Origin of the sequence: Olivibacter sp. CPCC 100613, assembly GCF_036959255.1 — a bacterium.
Classification (GTDB): Bacteria; Bacteroidota; Bacteroidia; order Sphingobacteriales; family Sphingobacteriaceae; genus Olivibacter.
Genome location: NZ_JAWMTI010000018.1, coordinates 1 through 18,599 on the forward strand (window position 1 = coordinate 1; position 18,599 = coordinate 18,599).

Below are 18,599 nucleotides of genomic sequence, written 5' to 3' on the forward strand. Positions count from 1 at the left end.
CGTCAGTAAAGTGGAACCAACCAGGTGCGAACCGCTTTTCCGGACTAAAACAGAGCAGTAATGAAGTATTCGAAATGGTAGGAGGGATGTTCGAAATATCTCGAAATACGCTGTCACTCGCTGCAATTCAGACTATTGCCATAAATGGTAACCAGGCATCGGTATTACTGCGCTGGACTGCTGGGCAGCCCGGTGACGGCTTGGACGTTGAGAATGTGGATGTCTACACCGTGAAAGATGGGAAAATTGTAGAGGTAACCGTATACAGCGCCGACCTAAAGCATGAAAATGCTTTTTGGGGCAAATGATGTCTGTAGGTAAACATCGCGCAGTGTGCCATCCAATGAAAATCGGGAATTCACCGATTTTCATTTTTTTACTGATCTCATCGATAAGATTTTCCGTTTTTTCTCCATATCATCCGCCGAGCAGTGTCCGCCCTGCCGGAAGTACAGGAAAGACTCTGCCACGGGACACCTGCCTTTTACGTAGGCAACAAGATATTTGCCCGCATTCAGGATGATTACGAAACGATAGCCGTTTATACCAAAAAAAAGGATTTTTGGTTGAAAAAGGATCCCACCGTGGATGGACAGTAAATAAGAAGAATATACCCTAAAATTTGATTTCAATGTTCTGCTGCTGTAGCTATTTTTTTCCCCCGCAACGATCGTTCAAGAGCTATTGGTGAAATTAAAATAAACGTCTTTCCCCATTCCAGCCTGTGTGCCGTAGAAATTGCTCCCAAGTGAGCGTATCGGGGGTTATTTTCCTGCTCCATGCCAGATCACGATCTTTTTTGAAATATCCGTATTCGACGGCATACTGCACCATCCCTAAAATTTCCCGTACCAAACCTTCGTTGGAAGCAAATCCAGGAAAGTGTTCAAGCAATTCTTGCTGTGTAAATGCAGAACTGTATACGGCCTTTTTGCCTGTTACCTTCACAAAGGTATCCACTATTTCCTGTGGCGATAGGATATCACCAACTACAGGCATTGACTTTCCTACGTATTTGTCAGGATTGGAGAAAATTTCCAGAACAGCCGGCCCTGTAGCAGTAAGCGGGTCAACAAACGGTGCACGGAAATCTTTTGGTAGATAAATTGGGAAAACGAGTGTATCTCCCTTTAAAACAGGCGTGTAAAATTCAATAAGATTGGTGTAAAAAAAGGACATGTAGATAAACGAGCTTTTAACAGGGAGGGTACGGATGTGGTCTTTGATCCTTGCTTTATCGGTAAAATGGGGAGCATATAATTTCCCATCTGTAATTTTATCTACGTTTTCCAGACTGCTGAAAACAATATGCCTTACCCCAGCCTTAACGGCCGCATCAGCCAATTGCCTGCCCAGTTCCATTTCATGTGTTGCGGGAGGAGCAATATTTGGTGTCATTAAAAATGCGCCATCGGCACCATGAAAGGCTTCTATAAATTCTTTTTCATACCCGGGCTCGAGTGGTAGACTGACAAGTTCGGCTCCCAGTTGAGTCAGTTTGACCGCTTGGGGCGAATTTGTTCTGCGGGTTATGCCACGCACGCGGTACTTTCCGCTCGCCAATAAGGTACGTGCCGTACTCAATCCCTGTTTTCCCAGTACACCAACAATAGTGATAAGCGGTTTGTCATTTCCTGTTATTGTTCTGTGGCTTTTTAATTTTTTTGTCATACTCTTTTTATTTAAAACATTTGTACTATAATTATTATAGTTGCAAAATTATTTTGAGTTGGATACATTTGCAATAACTATCAAAACAGATAGGTTAAAAAAGCTAAGAGATGAAAACAGAATGTAGTGGCGACTTCGTAAAACTGAATGGTAAAACCTACCCCTGTACCGTGAGTCTGACCATGGATTTGGTCGGCGGAAAATGGAAAACGGTCATCCTTTATCATTTAAAAGATGGTGTGAAGAGGTATAATGAGCTTTGTAAAGAAATGCCTTCCGTTACCGAAATGACCCTGAGTTTACAACTTAAACAACTGGAAAAAGATGGTCTTGTTTCAAGAAAAGTCTACGGCAGAAAACCACCTATTAAGGTGGTTTACAGCTTAACTGATTTCGGGAAGTCTTTTGTCCCCGTATTAGAAGCAATTACTCAGTGGGGTAATCAGACTGTTTTGGAACGAGGCGAATTTCTGGATGCGGCAGTTGACTAGTAACAGACATATAGGTTAAGCGAATTTTTCCCATATAGCTTTAGAACTGTGGAGGAGGGAGGGATTTATCGCTGTTAAACTGACATCTAATATGAAAAGACGTGGTTTTTTAAAGACAACAATCATAAGTAGTGCCGCCGCCGCAATACTACCGCGGACTGGATTTGCTCAACTTAAACCTAGCAATAAGACGCAAATGCATTATGAACTTAGAACCTATACTTTAAAGGATGCTGACCAACAGAGCCTGGTGGAAAACTATCTTGAAAGAGCAGCAATCCCCGCATTGAACAGGTTGGGCATTGAAAACGTCGGCGTATTTACCGAACTTAAGCCTTCGGGGCAATCAATAGTGGTTGTGCTAATCCCTTATCAATCGCTACGCGAGTTTGAGACGATAGATAATAGGCTTGAACAGGATAAACTTTATATTACAGAAGGTGCCTCATACCTGAATGCTCCGGCAACAAAACCGGCATATGAGCGTATACAAAGTTCCTTACTTAAAGCCTTTAAAAACATGCCTGGCATAGAGCTCCCGCCGAAGGATAAACGTATTTTCGAACTGCGTAGATATGAGCATGCGAGTGAGGCGGCAGGGACAAAGAAACGTGAGATGTTCAATGACGCGGGGGAAATTGAAATTTTCAAACGGCTGGGTTTTAAACCGGTTTTCTTTGGAGAAACGATCATAGGAGAGGCCCGCCCGAACCTTATTTATATGGTTACCTTCGATGATATGACCGCACGCGACCAGCATTGGAAATCTTTTGGTGCTGATCCGGAATGGAAGAAAATCAGTGCGATTCCGGAATATGCCGATTCAAAGCTTGTATCTAAGATAACGAGCACATTTCTTCAGCCTGCGGAGTATTCGCAGATTTAGGCTGGTACCAAGGTATGATGTACTTGGAGTGGCGGGCACGAAGTGTTTTACAAGTGGCCTTTGGTAGTATACAACTTGTTGTGGTTCGGTACGCGTGACCACAGAGAAACCCTTTTCATTTTTGGGAGATCCGTCGACGGTGCTTCGCTTGGAAAGGTATGTACAAAAAGATCATTACAGCATCTAGGTTACTGCGAGACGTTGTCGAAGAAGATGGGGGTGACCGATTGGCAGTACATGCGGGATCTCCGCGAGCTAAGCGACCCGGCATGGTAGCATGATTAACCGAACGCAAGAAAAGATAAAAAAAATTGCGAAACCGAAAAGTTGCATTTATATTTGCAACTGATTGGTTTCTTAATTTAATTTGAAAATAAAAAAGTTGGGCTTACTATTTTTCAATCTGTCAAAGAAGTGCTGCCTTTAATTTTAATAAGATCGCATTCAATGTGTTAATCGATTGGATGATTTATTGACTAAGATGCAACGGAAGTAATAATACCACAAAGGCACAGCTTGTCCCGACTATTCGGGAAAGCCACAAAGAAGAACTTAGTGTCTTTGTGCCTTCGAGGCAAGAAAAGTAAAACTTAAAAATCAAAAAAATGAACAGTAACCTATTATTCGATTTTACAGTCAAAAAAGAAACAAAAACCATTCACATAAAACGTGAATTTAACGCAGACCGTGAATTGGTTTGGGAGGCGTGGACAAATCCCGAACTTCTCGCCCAATGGTGGGCACCGAAACCGTATCATATCGAAACCAAAATTTTCGATTTAAAAGTAGGCGGAATCTGGCTTTATGCAATGGTTAGTCCCGAAAATGAAAAACATTGGAACAAAGCGGATTACAAGATCATTGAAACCAACAAATTGCTGTCTTTTTTTGATGCTTTTTGCGATGAAAACGGAATTGAAAACACCGTTAAACCGCACTCACTTTGGATCAATAATTTTACAGAAGAAAACGGTATCACAACCGTAAATATTACGATGAAGCACGACAAATTGGAAGATATTGAAATGCTGATTGAAACAGGTTTCAAAGAGGGCTTTACAATGGCAATCGGCAATTTGGACGAATTATTATTAACTTTAAAAAACAAATAAAATGGTAAAACAAATTTTTATAATCTAGCAGTAAAGCCCCTTCATCCCGCGGCGGTTCTTTTTGGAAGCCCTTTCCTGAGTGTTAATTTGTTGCTGCGCCTCTAAAATATTCCTTCTCTGTTGGGGCAATTTGAGGACCTTCTGCTTAAAAACATTCTTTTTCCCGAATACCGAAAAAGTCTTTGACTTGGACAAGAAATTTGAATACCTCGATAAGGAATTTGAAACAAATGAGGGTAAAAAGCAGGAAGCGATTGCTATTGTCAAAGAAATGAAGAAGCATGGTTTGCCTAACAGTTGAAGCATCCAGTGGAAGAGATATTAGGTAGAGTACGACAGACGAAAGTAAAGGGTGTTTCATTTATGATTTAGACTTTCTTAATGAAGATGCTAAAATAGATAAACGAATGATCGTTTGGCTGATTCGGTTCAAACTTTTATCCGGTTCATTTACCTTGCAGCAATACCTCTTTTGGAAATCGGCTTTTAGCCTTTTTTGTAATCGTTATATTCTAGTTTAACATGCTGTAAGCTTTTGGTTTCATGCCAATATATCGCTCAAACATGCGTGTAAAATGGCTAAGATTTTCAAAACCTAACAAATAGCCGACTTCTGAGACAGAAATTTTTTGATTTTTCAGCATTTTTGCTGCTTCCAGCATTCGATGTTTCTGGAAATAGTCATAGATTCCCATACCAAATATCTGGATAAATAATTTTCTCATTTTGTTAATATTCATTCCTGCGATTTTGGACAGTTCCTCTACAGTAACTGGTTGTGATAAATCGTGAATCAATCTTTCTTTGACTTTATAAATAGAAATTATATCCCCTTCATTTAACTTTTGGAATTTAATTTGGTCACGTTTGCTAAGACTTTTGAATAAGCTAAAAATCAATTGCAAAGAAACAATACGGTCGTTGAAATCTGTTAATACTTCTTGTCGTTTGGGGTAGATGATTTCTGTAACAAGACGTACAATATCATCTGTCAGAATTTCTTCAATAAGAAAATGATGATAGTTGTTCAAAAGAAAATTAAAGTCTTCGGCTTCTGTTCCTAATAAGGCCTGTAAATATGGAATACGGATAATCACGCAAAGCACCTGTACCTTTTCTCCTTTCTTGAAGTTGCTTATTCGTGTTGCCGAATAGGGAAAAATATGTACAACAGGTTTTTCCGTCCGGGTATTGGAAATAGGATCGGGTTCCTGTACAACATTTTTGAAATAAAAGCAGATTGCATTATCAAAATAGCTCGGGGTGGTCGAGTTTCTTCGGAATGTTTTATGTACTATGTATGACAGTGAAAACATTGCCATTTCAGGGAAAAAATCAAAAGTTTTATAATCGAGAACTTCCAAGTAATGAACAGTATCCTTACCATAATTGTACTGGATTTTTTCAAAAAAATTCAACAATCCTGAGGTATCTTTCATTTTTACAATGACTTTTTTCGACTATTTTTAATGGTTATTGAGTTATTTTAATGGTAAAGATAGTGATAATTTAGCAATATGATTTTTAATTAAAAAACAAGATAGTATGAAATCGCAAAATGAGAGTTTAACAAATCAATCAGGCAGAGGTGCCGATTATTCAACTCAAAGATTGACCCAACGTTACCGTTTTAATGACCCAAATATGGATCTTTTTTTTCTTGGAGCACTCAGCTGGGGCGCAGCAGGCGGTTTGTCGGTAGGTGAGGCTTTTTATGTTGCATCCCAGATAGAAGATGGCCATCCTGATTCGTGGGCTGATGCCTTTGAAAAACAAGCCGAAATATTGATAGAGCAAGGGAAGGGTTGGTTGCAAGAAGGAAATGTTAGAGCAGCCGGTGAAGTTCATTTGAAGACTTTTGCAGCCTACCGCTCTGCATGGCAATTTGTAGTTCCCGGGGAACGATTTGACTATTTGTTTCAAAGTAGCCAAGAATATTTTGATTTAGCAATGAAAGGACTTCAGCTGCCGGCTACCAAGTTTTCTGTTTCTTATGGAGGAGGGGAATTGCCGGGACACTTTTATCAATCAGCAGATAGCAGTGCTCCTACAATTTTAATCATTGGGGGAGCGGATACGTGTCATGAAGACCGCTTTTTATCTCAAGGTCGTTATTATTTGGATAGAGGCTATTCTGTAGCTTTGGTAGATTTGCCTGGACAAGGTTTAGTTCCCAATCAGGGACTTTATTGGGAACAACAAACCGAAAATTCAATACATAAGGTAGTTGATACGCTCATTGAAAAATTTAATGTAAATACAAAAAAGCTGGTGCTTTTGGGAATGAGTTTGGGCGGCTATTTCGCTTGTCGTTCTGCTGCTTATGAACCGAGACTGGCAGCGGTTGTTGCTACACCGGCTCTTTATAACCCAGGGGAATTGTTTACAGGTGTTCGTGAACAATTGTCTTCGGGAATACCGGAATCCGCTGCCGGAGCTAACAACCTTCAAGTACTTTTATGGAAGGCCGGTGTTAAAGGCCTAACAGAACTGGTAGAAAAATGGGATAATAATGCTGTAGATCCGAAACGGGTGAAAATACCATTTATGTCTGTATTGGGAATGCAGGAAGGCGCTGTATGGAAAAAACAAACCAAAGAATGGTACGAAGCGATAGAAAACGATCAAAAAAAGCTAATTACTCTTGATGCTGAGACGGGTGCTGATGCACACTGTCAGGGAAATAACGCTTTGAGATTGGTACAAGAAGTGGAAACCTGGTTAAAAGTTGTATTGTCAAAATCAGCGTAAATCAGTACACTTCATGTAGTATGGACATTTGTTCAACTTACATGAGGCTTGCTTCATAAAGCGCCATATCTAAAGAAACTCAAGCGATTTAAATGGGGCTCATTATGCTCAAGGATAATCTTCACGGGTGGCATGCTGTTTTTTTTCTTTTACGGATTGGATGTGGCTATTTTTAAGCTATTATCTATAGCTTTTATCGGTCTTGTATTTACAGGTCAACGCTGGTTGCTTCAAAGACAATGGTTTCAAAGAATTAAAAAGCTCGCGGAGTTAAAGTTCGAACTGATAAATACCAACAAAAAAACTAAATAGGTGAGCACTCTCGGAAAAGGGATAGACTAAACAATTATTCATTTCTCAGGCTTTTTGCCGGATCAGCCATGGCAGCTTTCATCGATTGAAAACTAATAGTGATCATTGCTATGAGGAATGCCACGATACCCGCTACTAAAAACATCCACCAGCCAATATGAATACGGTATGAATAGCTTTGCAGCCAATTGTGCATGATCCACCCGGCACAGGGAAAAGCAATTAGGCAGGCGATACCAACAAGTTTTAAAAAGCCTATTGATAGGAGGGATACGATGCCCGTGATACTTGCGCCCAGCACCTTTCTGATGCCGATTTCCTTGGTTTTTCTTTCGGCGATATAAGCAGAAAGCCCAAACAGACCAAGGCAGGAAATCAAGATGGCAAGCACGGCGAATACGGTAGAAACTTGACCGGTGAGCGCCTCGTTTTTAAATAGTTGATCGAACTGGTCATCTACAAATCTGACGTCTAACGGATAATTGGGATTATTCTTCTTCATAACGGTTTCTATCGTTGAAACCGCTTGTCCGATATTGGCCCCGTTTTTTATCCGTGCATAAATAAAACTTTGAAATTCAGGTTCCTTGCAGAAAAGAATCATGGGGTCTGCCTGTCCATAAATATTGCCATAGACGAAGTTGCTTACAACTCCTATTATGGTCATGTCGGTAAAAATTCCGTCCGGATTACCGCGGGGCGATTGTATAATTTTTCCAACAGCCGACTCTTCGCCCATCAGATCTGCCATGGATTTATTAATAACAACGTTCGCTCTTTCAGCCAACGTGTTTCCGCCAAAATCTCTCCCCTCCAAAATTTTCATACCGGAAGTGGAAATAAATTCAGGGCTTATATGCCGCTGTGCTACCGGTATTTTCTGATCCTCCGGCTTGTTCGCCCACCTGAATCTGTCGTCGGTATCACCTCCATAAAGCGTTACATGACCGGCAAGGGCTGCATTTTCTATCAGGCCCGTATGCAATAGATCCTGCTTTATAATAGGAAATATAGCAGAAACGTTATGCTGCGGATTGATTTCAATGAGACTGCTTTTGTTGAAGCCCAGGGGTCGGTTCTTCACATGCTGTATCTGCGCATACACCACAATTGTACTGATTGTAAAAATGATAGAAATAGCAAATTGGGTGGCCACCAGCCCTTTCCTTACAAGAGCTGCACCATGCGTTTTAATTTTAGCCCCCTTTAAAACTGCAAGCGGATCGAAGGACGATAGATAAATGGATGGGTAACTTCCCGCTACCAATCCGCAAATACCTGTAACTGTGATAAGGAAAATAAGATGATTAGGATTAAGGATATTCAGCACAAGATTCTTTTGCATAATTGTATTGAATGCAGGCAGTGAAATATACATGAAGAGCACTGAAAAAATTGCAGCAACAGTAGCCATCATAAAAGCCTCGCCAGTGAATTGTGCCAGCAGTCGTTTTTTCCCCGATCCTAAAACCTTGCGCACGCCGACTTCCTTTGCTCTCTTTTCACTTTGTGCGGTTGCAAGATTCATAAAATTAATACAGGCAATTAGCAATATGATCCATGCAATCATTGAAAGCATGCGGACTTGTGCGATACGTCCACCACCGGTCGGCTTGCCATTGGCAAAGGCATCGTATAACCGCCACTTTTCCATAGGAAAGAGAAAGGTCTCGCTTTTTTCAGCGGGTGCTTTTTGTTTAATGTAATGCCTTAGTTGATTGTTGACAACTGCAAAGTTTGCATTTTTATCCAGTTCAACGTAAGTAAAGGGCCCATAACTGTCCCATTCATCGATATTTTCTGATCGCTTTTCCATGGTGATGTCATATGGAGCCAGCCATTCAAACTGAAGTGATGAGTTTTCGGGCATATCTTCTACCACACCTGTAATAACATAGTTCTGTTTGTTATCTATCCGTAAAGTTCTACCAACGGCATTTTCTTCGGTGCCAAAGAATTTCTTTGCCGTATGCTTTGTGATCACAAGTGAATATAATTGTGGGAATGGATTGGATGCATTTCCCTGCAAAAAGGTAAATGTAAACATACTGAACAAAGATGCATCTGTATAGCGGCCTGTTGCGTATACGGATGTGTTATCGAAACTGAAAAGCAGTTTTTGGTCTCCGTCTGAGTATCTTGCTGTATTGGCTATACCCGGGATGTCAGCCTTTATAGCTGCAGCTAGCGGACGTGGTGTAGACTCCATCGTAAAGACACTTTCATTAAAAGGTGCATTCACTTTCAGCTGATAGAGTTCGTTTTTTTTACTATTAAAATGGTCAAATGTCAGTTCACTTTCACCCCATAGAAAAATTAAACCCGCACAGGTAATGCCAAGGGCTAAGCCAAAGATATTGAGAAAGCTGTAGGCTCTGTTCTTCCAAAGATTGCGCCAAGCGCTTTTGATATCGCTTTTAAGCATAAATGGTTAAAATGGTTTCTATTCTACAAGACGCAGCGATTCAATAGATGTTGCATTTTACAGGAAATTGATAGCGGTATAAGCGAACCAGATCCGCCAATTCTTGCGATATTTGTATCTTTAATCTACAGTGTGCCGAATTTCTAAAGGCAAACTTATCATGCTATCATATGCTATCAATTACCTCATCGGCAAAGCGTATTTATTTAACGGGAATGCCCGGAACCGGTAAATCTTCGATAATAACCAATTTACAAAATAGCGGTTACTGCGCAGTTGACACCGATTACAATAATTGGAAAGTATTTTCTGAATCCGATAGAGATTGGATATTAAACGAAGAAAAGATGTATGATTTTTTGGAGTCAACAAAGGAGGACGCTAGTGATCTCTTTCCATTTGGTCATTTTAGCTTTTAGATCTCTTGTCCGTCCATCTACGCTGAAAGTTCCGTCACCTTTATGATGAAAGATGCGTTGTTCCCTTCGATCATGATTAACCCACGCTTTCACAGCGGCAACGACAAACAGGTTGTATTTTCCGGATAATTGAGTATTTACAACCTTACATTCAATATTAGCGAGACATTGCCTAATCAGCGGTGCTTCCACCTTTTCCGCTGGCCTGTATAAGTAGGAGCGTTATATATTTTGTCGCGATATAAAAAATAGTTAAATTTGGTATAACCCACTTTTAACGGTGAAAAAGACATTAAAGCAATTCAGGACACATTATCACCTGTCGCAACAGCAGCTAGCAGAAAAGTCTGCAGTATCATTGAGAACCATCCAACGTATAGAAAGTGGCGTATCTACAGGAAGCCCTTATGTAATCAGGCAACTATGTGATGCGCTGCACATTGCTCCAGACGAATTAATGCTTACCAATGGAGCATCAATTTTGAACCAGCAAAATATTACCTCGCCCGTAAAGGACGAATCAGACGCGGTATATGATAACAATATTAAATATATCAACTTTAGCGCTTTGATTGCGCTTTGTTTACCATTTATGAATCTTATAATACCAGTGGTACTTCGTTATATCTTTCGGAAGTCGTTAACGGACAAACACAATAAAGCTGCCGCAAATAAGATACTCAGTTTACATATTTGGTGGTCGGTCGTCACCTTGATTGCGCTAATTGCCACTCCAGTAGCAGATCTTTATTTATTTAAAATTGGTGAAGTATTGGAAATCCCACTTTTCATTTGGTGCTACCTATTATTCCTTATTGCCCTCGTGTTGATCATACTGAAAACCGCTAACGACATCAACAGGGAAAAGGAGCTGCTCATTTTCGTTCCGAATATCGTTTAAAGATCTTATTGACGGCATTGGCGCGTATTTGTCGCTAAAATGGCGGCCTTTCTGCGTGGCACCCATTACTTCTGTGGCCTACCTTTGCCCAAAACCAATGTCATATGAACATAAGTAAACTGATTTATTCAAATCTCAATATGTATGCCAGCGCAATTTGCCTGACCGTTTTATATAGTAATGCTACCGCCCAGCAATCGCTGAGTGACTCCACCGTTGCGCAATTGGAGCTAGCTGTTGCAGGCTTTCAGGAAAGGTACCACTCGCCTAGTATAGCCGTAGCTATTGTACATGAGGACCGCATTATTTTCAGTGATGCACGGGGGTACACCGATATCGAGAAGAAGACACCTGCTACGATAGATTCCAGATACCAGATTCAGTCTGTTACCAAGGCATTTACAGCCACTATGTTCATGCAACTAACTGAACGAGGTATCATAAATTTCATGGATCCAGTAAGCAAAGAAATCCCTGAGTTCGTCGGCAACGCTACTTACTTTGAATTGGCTACACATAATTCGGGGCTTCCAAGAAACTCTCCTGCCGATATCCAATTTGCAAAGCAGGTGGATCGGTGGCTGATGCAGAAAAAAGATGAAGGTCCGCTGCGATCAGCGGATAAAGCAGATTTTATCAAATCGCTGGCTTTCGTAACCGGACAATATCCAAGCTATGATTTTCTTCGGCAGGATACCCGGCACTATTCCAATCTCGGGTACGGTCTGCTCGGCCTCGCTTTGGAACGAGCAGCGGGCAAAGATTATGAGGCCTACATTCTTTCCAATATTTGCCAACCTCTCGGTTTAAACAATACCGGTTTCGGAACAGTAGGGGATTCAATTGCTAGGGGGTATTATTATCAAGGTGATTCAACAGGCTTCATTCGGAGCCCGGATTTCTATCCTGAGTCGATGGTGCCTGCTGGAGGAATGTATTCCACCGCACGAGACATGACCAGGTTTATCAGTGCGCAATTTGATGAGAACAATCAGGTAATTTCTGCTAAAGGACGGCAAATGATGCAACAGTTGGGGATCGGTTGGCTGCGAAATCACCCCTATATTCAACAAGAGGGTTCCATGCTCGGGGCCCGTGCCGAAATCGTTTTCCACCCAGCATTAAAAATCGGTTGGGTGATACTAGCCAATACCACTGATTTCCCCTTTCAGCGTATCAATCAATATATTGCCGACTTGATCGTGCCCCTTTACCAGCAAAAACCGATTTACAATCTGCAGAAATATGTCGGTACTTATAAGCTGGATGGTGGTTATGGTATGCTGCAAATTTACCTGTCGGATGGTAAATTGTATTCCACTTACCTGCAAGAGCTATTGCCCAATGTACCGCTACAATTTTCGGGCGATTATTCGCTTACGGCCAAAGGGAAGGACGGCCACGATATCAGGTATGAATTCATCCCTGGTACTGAAAATAATATCAAAGCACTTTCACTCAACCAGTTACTATGGAAAAAGCAAGAGAATTAGTTTGTTTGGACGCCATATACCGATAAATTAGGTGGAAAATCCTATAAACTCCCTTAGGGATGACTGATACCTCTTTTTGTTTTTTCGGTTAATGCGTGATGGATTTACATACCGCTCTCAGAAATTATACGCAATATTTAGTCTGAATTCTCTCGACGGGAAAGGCACATAAGCATACAGTCCGGTAGGTCTTGCCCAGGCACTGCCATAATTGAAGCGATTTAATATATTGTTCACCAGTGCATTAATAGCAATTTTCCCGTTTGTCCAGCCTAAACCTCCATCCAAACGGAAAATATTGTTGGTCTCGATCTCGCCATCCTGTGGATAACGGCCTGCGCGACCTGCCTGAAACTGGTACCCTCCTGAAAGGCTGAAACCTTTAATCTTTTGCAAAGGAAGCCTATAATTTAGCCAGGTATTCTGTATATGTTTAACACGGTAAGGTACGGGAAGTCCAATGATAGCCGGATTGGCGTCTTCAGACACATAGGCATTGGTATAAGCATAATTGATCACAGCATTGAGTCCTTTTACGATTTCTCCCTTCAGATCAAACTCAAGGCCTTTGGACGTTGTCTGTCCAATCTGCGATTGGAGGTTTGTCTGCGGATCGGTTACGATGATATTGTCGCGGCGAATATGGTATACAGAGAGGGTGCTATTCCACTTACCATTGGCCCAATCTTTCTTGATACCTGCTTCAATGTTCTTACCCTTCAGCGGGTCAAAATGGCTGCCATCTACACTTATGCCACTTTGCGGCGTGTAGGTCTGATCATATAGCGTATAAACCGCCAAACTTGAAAGAATGGAGTAACTAAGGCCGATGCGTGGCGTTAGCGCTACATCGGACACAGACGACGAAGAAGGGATACTTATCTGATTTTTTGAATGTGTTAAGCGGGCAGCTAGAGTAAAGCGCAGTTTTTCTTCCAAAAGCCGTATCTCATCCTGTGCGTAAAAGGCGAAATAGGTTAGCTGTTGTTCATTGGTTGCGATATCTTTTAATGACCCTTCTTTTTTATTCGGGTTAAAATCAATGCCATATATCGGTGCATGCACATTCAAGGGATAAAGGGTAGGGTTGGCATTTGGGTCGTTATAGCCTGAATAGCCCAGCAGGGATTTGCGGTTGAGATCTGCACCACCTAAAAAACGGTGCTTGATACGCCCCGTTCTAAAACCCCCGTTGATATAGGCCTGAAGGGAAGCTACATCTGTATGGAAGCGTTCGTAGGTAACGCGTCTCCTGATCTCTTCCGGCTGCTCTTTGTCATAGGCGGAGACGAAAAAGTAATTGCCGTCCATACTACTTTTGGCATAAGCGGCTTTGGCCGTGAACTGCCAATTACGATTTAGGCGGTTGTAATATGTTAAAAAAGCACTGTGCTCATTAGCGTCCACAGGTTCCTTATTGGGATCCGCGATACTGAAATCTCTCGGTAATGATGCAAATCCATCTGGCGAAAAGACTGTTAGCAGGTATTGCAAGAACTGTTGCTGCTGGTAGGTGTACTCGGCCGTAAGGGAGGAGTTTTTGTTGATGTTGAACCGCAAGCTGGGGTTGAAAACAATCTTGTCATTGAAAGCGAAACGCTGAAAGGATTTGGACTTTTGGCCCACCGCATTGAAACGATAGAGCCATTTCTTATCAGCATCAAAACTACCGTCCAGATCTGCACCCAAGCGGTAGAGATCCCAGCTGCCTGTCTGAAGGAAGACTTGGTTACTGTTGATACCGCTTGGTTTCTTGGTTACAAGGTTGACAGAGCCTGCCGGGTCACCAATGGAATTCATGAACCCGGCCGGACCCTTGATATACTCCATCCGCTCAATGATATTGGCATCCTCCGGCATGGGTCCGTAGTAGATCATGGAAAGGTCTACCCCGTTGCGTAGCGTGTTGATACCTGCTCCACGCATGAAAAGCAATGGACTGTAGAAATCGGCGGTATTGTTACGCATGGCCCCACTTACGTTCCGGCTCACGCTTTCGTTAATATTGATAGCCTGCTGGTCGAGCAGAATGCTTTTGTCGATTTCCTGTATATTTTGCGGCAGTTCCAAAATGGGGCTCAGTTGTTTGAGCGTGTTTGATGAGGTATCAACCTTATATTTTCGATAGTATTTCGATGTGATGGAGACCTCCTCCAAGCGGATGCTATCTTGTTTTCTAATAGTATCTATGGGCGTTTGGGCAAATAAGGTGCTGCTTATATACAAAGCGAATACACTTAAAAGATATTTCATAATATAACCTGTAAATATAGATCAATGCTTCCCGATAGGGGAATTGCACGTGGACAATAAGAAGAATATGAAGAGAAATGAAACTTCCCTTTGTATGGAGCAGGTTATGAAATGGGCGGCCTTAATAGGTGCCGATGGTACTTAAAGGTATAAACAAGCTTATATAAATCAAAGCCCAGACGTATGGGCAAGAGTTGGCTGGCTAAGGGCAGGAGAAAGGTTTGCTCCGCTAGGAGAAATTGTACTTCCTTGAGTTTGAGTTCGGGATGTTTGGCTTCCCTTTCCTGTTCCTTTTTTAACTTCTTCATCAGTACACATTGTCCATTGCAATGGAGTTCAGGACGCGTGCGGTTCTCGCAAAGATTTTGTGCAATATAATCCCGATTGGCGTAAAAAGCGGTCATGATCAGTAATGCAGAACCCGTTTGCAGTAGCATCAGGATTGACATTACGTAGACTAACACTTTCTTCATAAGAACCCAAAGATACTATTTTATCCTTAGGTTTGCGTTAAAAAGTGATCGGAGCACACCTACATATTGCATAATAACTTTGAAGTACATCATTGGTAGCCTTGACGTTCTTGAATAAAAGTGCAACTATATTGCGTTTTGTGAAAAATGCGCTTATCTTTGGTTTGTGTTTGCCTCAAGGAATATAATCTGTAGGAGAATAATTGCATATGCGTTACTGGTGCTTATGCTGGTAATTCATATAGTGAAGGCCCTACATGAACATCCGGTTCCGACCTCAAGCAAGCAAAAACGCAGTAATAAGATCGAACAGATCGTCTCTTACCACAATGGGCATTGTAAGATCTGTGATTTTCATTTGGTGGGGGGTGATGATGTATCCGTACTGTCATTCCATTTCCTCATACCCCAAGCAGCTAAGGCTTATGATACGCCCTACTCGAGTTTTCGCTACATCAAACATTCAACCGTCCTCAGTCTTCGGGGGCCTCCCATATCCGGATGACTCATTGCGTCTTTCTATAATTTATCTAAGCGGATATCTGATAGATATTACTTTCTTGCATTAACTGAATGCTGAGACCTCAGCATTTAGGCTGGTTGAGGTAAAGACTGTCTTCTCAGATCCGTTAAACATCATTTTAATCATTTCAAATTTCTTTAAGCGTGAGCGTACTCAAAGCGGAACAGCTTAGCAAATCGTATAACGGTACATTTGCTTTGCGTAATCTCAATCTGTCCGTAGAAAAAGGAGAAATCTTTTGTCTACTGGGGCAAAACGGTGCAGGTAAAACAACCACCATCAATCTAATCTTAGGGTTTTTGGCCCCCACCAGTGGTCGTGCCCTTATCAATGGTATTGAAGTTAGACAAAATGAGGTTGCCACAAAAAAACATGTGGCATACATACCTGAGGTTGTACAATTGTATGGAAATCTTTCAGGTGTCGAAAATCTTGATTTTTTCAGCCGTATTGCGGGATATCGCTATCCTACAGAAGCACTTAATGAGTTCTTGGATAAAGCTGGTCTGCAACAGGAGGCAAGTGCTCGACGGTTATCCACCTACTCAAAGGGTATGCGCCAGAAGGTTGGCATTGCTATCGCATTGGCCAAGAAAGCGGATCTGATTTTAATGGACGAACCGACCTCAGGGCTCGACCCAAAAGCAATGGACGAATTTACCACCATATGCAAAGGACTTATTGGCGAAGGTAAAGCAATTTTTATGGCAACGCATGATATCTTCAATGCAGTTAACATGGCAACGCGCATCGGCATCATGAAACAAGGCGAACTCGTACATACCATTACCAACAGTGGGATCACGGCGAATGAATTACAGACCTTATACCTCGAGACAATTTTAAACGGAAGATTTTTATGAGAATGGATGTATTGAAATTATTCGCTAAGCAAACTTACCTAGATGCCTTCAAAAACAAGGCGATCATGGTATTGCTTGGCACTATTGTTATTTTATTAGTTTACGCCGCTTTCAGTGGTGCAGCCATTTACCAACAACAGACGGAAAGCCGACAGCTGTACCAAAAGCAGGTACGGGAGAATTGGGAAAAAATGCCCGATAAACACCCGCACCGTATGGCACACTATGGTTATCTGGTTTTTCGATTTAAGCATCCATTGAGCTTCTTCGATTTCGGGATGGAAAGTTTCACCGGCAATGCTGTTTTTCTGGAGGCTCATCGACAGAATACGGTTAACTTCTCGGAAGCGGGTTTCAGCACTGGTATGTTGCGGTTTGGCGAGATCAGCATGTCCATGATACTGCAATTGTTGTTGCCGTTGGTAATTTTTTTTATCGGATTTAATACAGTTGCCACCGATAGAGAAAACGGAACATTAAAAATACTATTGAGTCAGGGTGTTTCATGGAAGGAGATATTAGTCGGGAAAGCAGCCGGTTTACTTGGAATCAGTCTGTCCATCTTGGCGCTGGCAATCCTTATGTTAGCGGTGGGATGTATCTCTATTTCTCCGGAAGCACTACGGGCCGATGCCCTGGGACGTGCAGGTTGGATTTCCCTATTTTATATATTGTATTTTGTTGTTATTAGTGTGATTCCTGTACTAATTTCGGCTGCCAGCAAAACAGCAAAGGTTTCATTAATATCTCTGGTAGCGATCTGGTTGGTATATGCGGTGATTTTTCCGCGTACGAGTCAGGCACTGGGTAATTTATTTTATCCATCGCCTTCCATCGCTGAATTTCAGGCAGCCATTGAAAGGGACCTGATAAGAACGGGCGATAGCCACAACCCGGACGATCCCTATTACAAGGCACTCAAAGATTCCATTTTAAAAGTGTACAAGGTAAGTTCCGTTGAAGAGCTCCCCTTCAATTACAGCGGTTTCCAGATGAAGGAGGGGGAGCGAATCAGTGCGGAGCTGTATAATATACATCTTGAGCGTCTATTACAGACCTATCAGCGGCAAAACAAACTGGCCAGGTTTTCCACCTTCTTCAATCCGATCGCAGCGATCCGCAACATTTCGATGGCTTTATGCGGAACCGATTTCAATACATATACAGGGTTTCAACAGCAAACCGAGACTTATCGTTATCAACTGGCACAACACATGAATGAACTGCAGATAAAATTGATCAGCAACAAAAAATTGGGCGATCATGATAAACCCTACAGCATAAGTCGAAGCCATTGGAAATCATTTCCGGATTTCAAGTATAAGTTTACCGCTCTGCAAGTGCTAATGAAAGGTGAGGCCTACTCGCTAGTGGCCCTTTTGAGCTGGATTATGCTATTGGGCCTTCTAATAAAGGCTCTTTCAAAAAGACTAAAAGCGATATAGTTATGTTCCTTTTGATATTAAAACGTTTTCTGCGATCAAAGATCGCCATTATAGGATTGTCTGTGATAATCGCTGCAGGCATACTGAGCCTTTTTATCGGTAAGCAGCATATGGATAAACAGAAGAAGAGCTTGCTCAGCACTGAACATTTCCAACAGGAGCATATTAAGCGGAATGTTCGGTTCCATCAAAGTGAAATCGGTTTGTTGTTATACTATATCCGGTTCAATCTGGTCAATCAGCCGCATCCTTTAAATGGCCTTTCCATAGGGCAGCGGGATGTGAACAGCTCTATTCAGAGCCTAACAATACGGAATCTGGAAGGCCAGAAATATGATACAGACCTGTTCAATCCATCAAACCTTCTGGCAGGAAACCTGGATTTCAGCTTCGTGCTTATCTACTTATTCCCCTTGCTGATTATCGGCTTCAGTTATAACCTGCTTTCCGAAGAAAAAGATGGAATTGCAACTAAAAATAGGAGACTTTTTTATGCTGCCATTTTTTCTTTTTCCAATAGCATTTCTTCGATCTGTCTGGGTGTCTTATAACCCAGAGCAGAATGTGTTCTTTTGGTGTTA

Annotated in this window: 19 protein-coding genes; 13 read left to right on the forward strand and 6 right to left on the reverse strand. The window is 41.7% G+C overall.

Features of this window, described 5'->3' with window-relative positions; all coding sequences use genetic code 11:
• A partial coding sequence (locus tag RYH73_RS26060; protein WP_335316370.1) for a nuclear transport factor 2 family protein occupies window positions 1–308 on the forward strand: 308 nt, incomplete at its 5' end.
• A gap of 385 nt (window positions 309–693) precedes the next feature.
• Here RYH73_RS26060 and RYH73_RS26065 read toward each other — a convergent pair.
• Entirely contained in the window at window positions 694–1,671 is a 978-nt protein-coding gene (locus RYH73_RS26065; RefSeq protein ID WP_335316371.1) for an NmrA/HSCARG family protein, read from the reverse strand.
• Window positions 1,672–1,781: 110 nt separating this feature from the next.
• Between RYH73_RS26065 and RYH73_RS26070 the strand changes: the two genes are divergently transcribed.
• From RYH73_RS26070 to RYH73_RS26085, 4 genes are all read left to right on the forward strand, one after another.
• Window positions 1,782–2,162, forward strand: coding sequence for a winged helix-turn-helix transcriptional regulator (locus RYH73_RS26070; protein ID WP_335316372.1), 381 nt, complete (start codon window positions 1,782–1,784; stop codon window positions 2,160–2,162).
• A gap of 91 nt (window positions 2,163–2,253) precedes the next feature.
• Window positions 2,254–3,048: an NIPSNAP family protein gene (locus RYH73_RS26075; protein WP_335316373.1), complete on the forward strand. Its 795-nt coding sequence runs from the start codon at window positions 2,254–2,256 to the stop codon at window positions 3,046–3,048.
• Between the two features lie 158 nt (window positions 3,049–3,206).
• Window positions 3,207–3,329 (forward strand): hypothetical protein, encoded by a 123-nt coding sequence (locus tag RYH73_RS26080; RefSeq protein WP_335316374.1) that lies wholly within the window; start codon window positions 3,207–3,209, stop codon window positions 3,327–3,329.
• Between the two features lie 324 nt (window positions 3,330–3,653).
• Complete coding sequence (locus RYH73_RS26085) at window positions 3,654–4,160, forward strand: SRPBCC family protein (protein ID WP_335316375.1); 507 nt, start codon at window positions 3,654–3,656, stop codon at window positions 4,158–4,160.
• A 512-nt stretch (window positions 4,161–4,672) separates the two neighbouring features.
• Here the strand turns inward: RYH73_RS26085 and RYH73_RS26090 are convergent.
• Complete coding sequence (locus RYH73_RS26090; RefSeq protein ID WP_335316376.1) at window positions 4,673–5,599, reverse strand: helix-turn-helix domain-containing protein; 927 nt, start codon at window positions 5,597–5,599, stop codon at window positions 4,673–4,675.
• A gap of 106 nt (window positions 5,600–5,705) precedes the next feature.
• Between RYH73_RS26090 and RYH73_RS26095 the strand changes: the two genes are divergently transcribed.
• A complete protein-coding gene (locus RYH73_RS26095) occupies window positions 5,706–6,911 on the forward strand; it encodes an alpha/beta hydrolase family protein (RefSeq protein WP_335316377.1) in 1,206 nt (401 codons plus the stop codon).
• 346 nt (window positions 6,912–7,257) lie between these two features.
• On the opposite strand, the gene RYH73_RS26100 is transcribed toward RYH73_RS26095, so the two are convergent.
• A complete protein-coding gene (locus RYH73_RS26100; RefSeq protein ID WP_335316378.1) occupies window positions 7,258–9,648 on the reverse strand; it encodes an ABC transporter permease in 2,391 nt (796 codons plus the stop codon).
• A 170-nt stretch (window positions 9,649–9,818) separates the two neighbouring features.
• Between RYH73_RS26100 and RYH73_RS26105 the strand changes: the two genes are divergently transcribed.
• Entirely contained in the window at window positions 9,819–10,067 is a 249-nt protein-coding gene (locus RYH73_RS26105; RefSeq protein ID WP_335316379.1) for a hypothetical protein, read from the forward strand.
• Here the strand turns inward: RYH73_RS26105 and RYH73_RS26750 are convergent.
• Complete coding sequence (locus RYH73_RS26750) at window positions 10,014–10,259, reverse strand: flavin reductase (RefSeq protein WP_442946149.1); 246 nt, start codon at window positions 10,257–10,259, stop codon at window positions 10,014–10,016. The genes RYH73_RS26105 and RYH73_RS26750 overlap by 54 nt on opposite strands.
• An 88-nt stretch (window positions 10,260–10,347) precedes the next feature.
• Between RYH73_RS26750 and RYH73_RS26110 the strand changes: the two genes are divergently transcribed.
• Together RYH73_RS26110 and RYH73_RS26115 are read left to right on the forward strand one after the other, a co-directional pair.
• Window positions 10,348–10,968 carry a helix-turn-helix domain-containing protein gene (locus RYH73_RS26110; RefSeq protein ID WP_335316380.1) on the forward strand — a complete coding sequence of 207 codons (621 nt, stop codon included), beginning with the start codon at window positions 10,348–10,350 and terminating at the stop codon, window positions 10,966–10,968.
• A gap of 104 nt (window positions 10,969–11,072) precedes the next feature.
• Complete coding sequence (locus RYH73_RS26115; protein ID WP_335316381.1) at window positions 11,073–12,461, forward strand: serine hydrolase domain-containing protein; 1,389 nt, start codon at window positions 11,073–11,075, stop codon at window positions 12,459–12,461.
• Between the two features lie 117 nt (window positions 12,462–12,578).
• Here the strand turns inward: RYH73_RS26115 and RYH73_RS26120 are convergent, their stop codons facing one another.
• Window positions 12,579–14,714 carry a TonB-dependent siderophore receptor gene (locus RYH73_RS26120; protein ID WP_335316382.1) on the reverse strand — a complete coding sequence of 712 codons (2,136 nt, stop codon included), beginning with the start codon at window positions 14,712–14,714 and terminating at the stop codon, window positions 12,579–12,581.
• Window positions 14,715–14,818: 104 nt separating this feature from the next.
• Entirely contained in the window at window positions 14,819–15,187 is a 369-nt protein-coding gene (locus tag RYH73_RS26125; protein ID WP_335316383.1) for a hypothetical protein, read from the reverse strand.
• Window positions 15,188–15,413: 226 nt separating this feature from the next.
• On the opposite strand from RYH73_RS26125, the gene RYH73_RS26130 reads away from it, so the two are divergent.
• From RYH73_RS26130 to RYH73_RS26145, 4 genes are all read left to right on the forward strand, one after another.
• Complete coding sequence (locus tag RYH73_RS26130) at window positions 15,414–15,692, forward strand: hypothetical protein (RefSeq protein ID WP_335316384.1); 279 nt, start codon at window positions 15,414–15,416, stop codon at window positions 15,690–15,692.
• Between the two features lie 161 nt (window positions 15,693–15,853).
• The gene (locus tag RYH73_RS26135) at window positions 15,854–16,573 is read left to right on the forward strand and encodes an ABC transporter ATP-binding protein (RefSeq protein ID WP_335316385.1); all 720 of its coding nucleotides are present in this window, start codon (window positions 15,854–15,856) and stop codon (window positions 16,571–16,573) included.
• Complete coding sequence (locus tag RYH73_RS26140; RefSeq protein ID WP_335316386.1) at window positions 16,570–18,018, forward strand: ABC transporter permease; 1,449 nt, start codon at window positions 16,570–16,572, stop codon at window positions 18,016–18,018. The genes RYH73_RS26135 and RYH73_RS26140 overlap by 4 nt, the downstream gene beginning before the upstream one ends.
• A 2-nt stretch (window positions 18,019–18,020) precedes the next feature.
• Window positions 18,021–18,569 carry a hypothetical protein gene (locus tag RYH73_RS26145; RefSeq protein ID WP_335316387.1) on the forward strand — a complete coding sequence of 183 codons (549 nt, stop codon included), beginning with the start codon at window positions 18,021–18,023 and terminating at the stop codon, window positions 18,567–18,569.
• The last annotated feature ends 30 nt before the right edge of the window (window positions 18,570–18,599 follow it).

Excerpts from the sequence above, each read along its gene's own strand:
- RYH73_RS26065 (WP_335316371.1), bottom strand. The coding sequence starts at position 1,671 with ATGACAAAAAAATTAAAAAGCCACAGAACAATAACAGGAAATGACAAA.
- RYH73_RS26070 (WP_335316372.1), top strand. The coding sequence starts at position 1,782 with ATGAAAACAGAATGTAGTGGCGACTTCGTAAAACTGAATGGTAAAACC.
- RYH73_RS26075 (WP_335316373.1), top strand. The coding sequence starts at position 2,254 with ATGAAAAGACGTGGTTTTTTAAAGACAACAATCATAAGTAGTGCCGCC.
- RYH73_RS26080 (WP_335316374.1), top strand. The coding sequence starts at position 3,207 with ATGTACAAAAAGATCATTACAGCATCTAGGTTACTGCGAGACGTTGTC.
- RYH73_RS26085 (WP_335316375.1), top strand. The coding sequence starts at position 3,654 with ATGAACAGTAACCTATTATTCGATTTTACAGTCAAAAAAGAAACAAAA.
- RYH73_RS26090 (WP_335316376.1), bottom strand. The coding sequence starts at position 5,599 with ATGAAAGATACCTCAGGATTGTTGAATTTTTTTGAAAAAATCCAGTAC.
- RYH73_RS26095 (WP_335316377.1), top strand. The coding sequence starts at position 5,706 with ATGAAATCGCAAAATGAGAGTTTAACAAATCAATCAGGCAGAGGTGCC.
- RYH73_RS26100 (WP_335316378.1), bottom strand. The coding sequence starts at position 9,648 with ATGCTTAAAAGCGATATCAAAAGCGCTTGGCGCAATCTTTGGAAGAAC.
- RYH73_RS26105 (WP_335316379.1), top strand. The coding sequence starts at position 9,819 with ATGCTATCAATTACCTCATCGGCAAAGCGTATTTATTTAACGGGAATG.
- RYH73_RS26115 (WP_335316381.1), top strand. The coding sequence starts at position 11,073 with ATGAACATAAGTAAACTGATTTATTCAAATCTCAATATGTATGCCAGC.
- RYH73_RS26120 (WP_335316382.1), bottom strand. The coding sequence starts at position 14,714 with ATGAAATATCTTTTAAGTGTATTCGCTTTGTATATAAGCAGCACCTTA.
- RYH73_RS26125 (WP_335316383.1), bottom strand. The coding sequence starts at position 15,187 with ATGAAGAAAGTGTTAGTCTACGTAATGTCAATCCTGATGCTACTGCAA.
- RYH73_RS26130 (WP_335316384.1), top strand. The coding sequence starts at position 15,414 with ATGCTGGTAATTCATATAGTGAAGGCCCTACATGAACATCCGGTTCCG.
- RYH73_RS26140 (WP_335316386.1), top strand. The coding sequence starts at position 16,570 with ATGAGAATGGATGTATTGAAATTATTCGCTAAGCAAACTTACCTAGAT.
- RYH73_RS26145 (WP_335316387.1), top strand. The coding sequence starts at position 18,021 with ATGTTCCTTTTGATATTAAAACGTTTTCTGCGATCAAAGATCGCCATT.